The 2,672-nt window shown below is 66.5% G+C and carries 3 protein-coding genes; 2 read left to right on the top strand and 1 reads right to left on the bottom strand.

Features of this window, described 5'->3' with window-relative positions:
• Together VFW69_RS05820 and VFW69_RS05825 are read left to right on the top strand one after the other, a co-directional pair.
• Positions 1 to 1,376 (top strand): DDE-type integrase/transposase/recombinase (locus VFW69_RS05820; protein ID WP_526499090.1); only part of this gene is annotated, 1,376 nt, incomplete at its 5' end.
• Positions 1,377 to 1,414: 38 nt separating this feature from the next.
• Positions 1,415 to 2,188: an ExeA family protein gene (locus VFW69_RS05825; protein WP_526499094.1), complete on the top strand. Its 774-nt coding sequence runs from the start codon at positions 1,415 to 1,417 to the stop codon at positions 2,186 to 2,188.
• Between the two features lie 141 nt (positions 2,189 to 2,329).
• On the opposite strand, the gene VFW69_RS05830 is transcribed toward VFW69_RS05825, so the two are convergent.
• Positions 2,330 to 2,672 (bottom strand): KUP/HAK/KT family potassium transporter (locus VFW69_RS05830; protein WP_526499092.1); only part of this gene is annotated, 343 nt, incomplete at its 5' end.

The raw sequence follows: 2,672 nt of genomic DNA on the forward strand, positions 1-2,672 counted from the left end.
TGTCGAGCAAGCAGCGCGGGCGGCTGGTGCGCGAGATCGCCGGCCGAACCCATACCGACCCGTTCGGCAACCAGGTGCGCTATTCGCGGGAGACGCTGGACCGCTGGATTCGCCGCTACCGCGTTGGCGGGTTCGAGGCGCTGGTGCCCGCCCCGCGGCGGCTGGCCGCACGCACCGACGTGCAGGTGCTGGAGCTGGCCGCGTCGCTGAAGCGGGAAAACCCGACCCGCACGGTGGCGCAGGTGGCCCGGATCCTGCGCACCGCGACCGGGTGGGCGCCCTCGGAATCCACCCTGCTGCGCCATTTTCACCGGCTGGAGTTGATGGGCCCGAATGCCGGGGAGGCACCGGCGGTGTTCGGCCGGTTCGAGGCCGCCGACCCCAACGAGCTGTGGGTCGGAGACGCCCTGCATGGGCCGCGGGTCGGCGACCGCAAAACCTACTTATTTGCTTTCCTTGATGACCACACACGGCTTGCCGTCGGCTACCGGTTCGGCTTCGCCGAAGACACCGTGCGGCTGGCCGCGGCGCTGCGCCCGGCGCTGGCCGCCCGCGGCGTGCCCCGCTCGGTGTATGTCGACAACGGCTCGGCCTTCTGTGATGCCTGGCTGTTGCGGGCGTGCGCGAAACTCGGTGTGTCCCTGGTGCATTCGCAACCCGGTCGGCCCCAAGGGAGGGGCAAAATCGAGAGATTCTTCAGGACCGTTCGCGAGCAGTTTCTGGTGGAGGTGACCGACACCAGCAGCGAAGATCTCGCCGCCGCCGGTGTCGATCACGCCGCCGCGCTGCTGGAGCTCAACCGGCTATTCACCGCCTGGGTGGAAACCGAATACCACCGCCGCACCCATTCCGAGACCGGGCAGAGTCCGCTGGATCGCTGGGAGGTCGGCTGGGACCGGTTGGGCCGCATCCCGGCCATGCCCAGCGCCGCCGATCTGACTGAGGCGTTCCTGTGGAGCGAGTTTCGCACCGTCACCAAGACCGCCACCGTGTCGCTGCACGCCAACACCTATCAGGTCGATCCCGCGCTGGTTGGGCGGCGTGTCGAGCTGGTGTTCTCCCCGTTCGACCTGGAAACCGTCGAGGTCCGCTACCGCGACAAGTCCTATGGGAAAGCCCTGCCGCACATCATCTCCCGTCACGCCCACCCCAAAGCCAAACCGGAGACCAACGAGCCCGAGTCACCGCAGCGGACTGGGATCGACTACCTGTCGCTGACCGCGGCCGCCCACCACGAGCAGATCCGCCGCGACGAACGCATCGGCTATCACGCCCTCTACGGCAGCAACGAGGATGGCGAGATCCCCGGCCAGCCATCCATCGACAACCTCCAGCCCCGCGCCAATGTCGACCCAGAGGGTGAGGTGTCGGCGTGAGTATTCAACGGCTGCAATCACATTGGGGATTCACCCGGATGCCGTTCGGGCGTGACCTAGCTCCGAGCATGCTGCACCGCCATGCCGAACACGGAGAGGCGGTCGCCCGCATCAGCTGGTGTGTGGACCAGCGCGCCATCGGAGTGATCACCGGCGAGGTCGGCGCCGGCAAAACCGTCGCCATCCGCGCGGCCACCGCGGCGTTGGATCCGTCCCGGCACGTGTTCATCTACCTGGCCAACCCCACCATCGGGGTGCGCGGCATGCTCACCCACATCGTGGCCACCCTCGGGCACACCCCGGCCTTCCACAAGGCCACCCTGGCACCACAGGCCGCCGAGGCGCTGGCCACCGAACACGCCGAACGGGGCCGCAACCCCGTGCTGGTCGTCGACGAAGCCCATCTGCTGGACAATCAGCAGCTCGAAGCAATCCGGCTGTTGACCAACCACGACATGGACTCCGGATCGCCGTTCGCGGTCATCCTGGTCGGCCAACCCAGCCTGCGCCACCGCCTGCGGCTCGGGGTGCTCGCCGCGTTGGATCAGCGCATCGCCGTACGCTACGCAATTGCCGGGATGAGCGCGTCCGACACCGCCGATTACATACGCCATCACTGCAAAATCGCTGGACGGTCGGACACCCTGTTCTCCGAGGACGCGATCGGGCTGATCCACAACGCCTCCCGCGGCCATCCCCGCGCGGTCAACAACCTTGCCCTACACGCGCTGACCGCCGCATTCGCCGCCGACCACACCATCGTCGACGAAAAAGCAGCCCGCATCGCGATCAGCGAAATGGCCGCGGACTGAACCCGATCCGCGTCAACCCAACCACCACAACATCAACCTGACGGGCATCCCGTCATCACAACCACCACGGCCCCGCTCAGCACCCCGAGCGGGGCCGTCCTCACATCCGAATCGTCGTCAACCCCAATGACGCCAACATCGTCATCGAGAGTGACGCGCAACAGTGGCGTTGTGAGCAAGGGTGATGAACAGCCGCTTGCGCACTGTGCTCATACCCCGTTCGCGGGTGCGACGCATCGATATTTGCGATAGGAAATAGGACGCGTTGTCAAGGTCCGCATCACTCTCAAGGTCTTCGATGCCGCCGCGCCGGAGGGCTTCGGGGATGTCGGTGCGATCTTGGAATCCGAACTCCACTGCAACGTGCACGATGCCGTCGTGCAGATCTCCGAGATGCTCGACGGTGATGCGCTGCGCCCAGGGAATGTGTGGAACGTCGGCGGTGCGGGCCGAGACGATGATGACGTGTTTGTGTAGCACGTGG

It is taken from the genome of Mycobacterium sp., from assembly GCF_036273375.1.
Lineage (GTDB): Bacteria > Actinomycetota > Actinomycetes > Mycobacteriales > Mycobacteriaceae > Mycobacterium.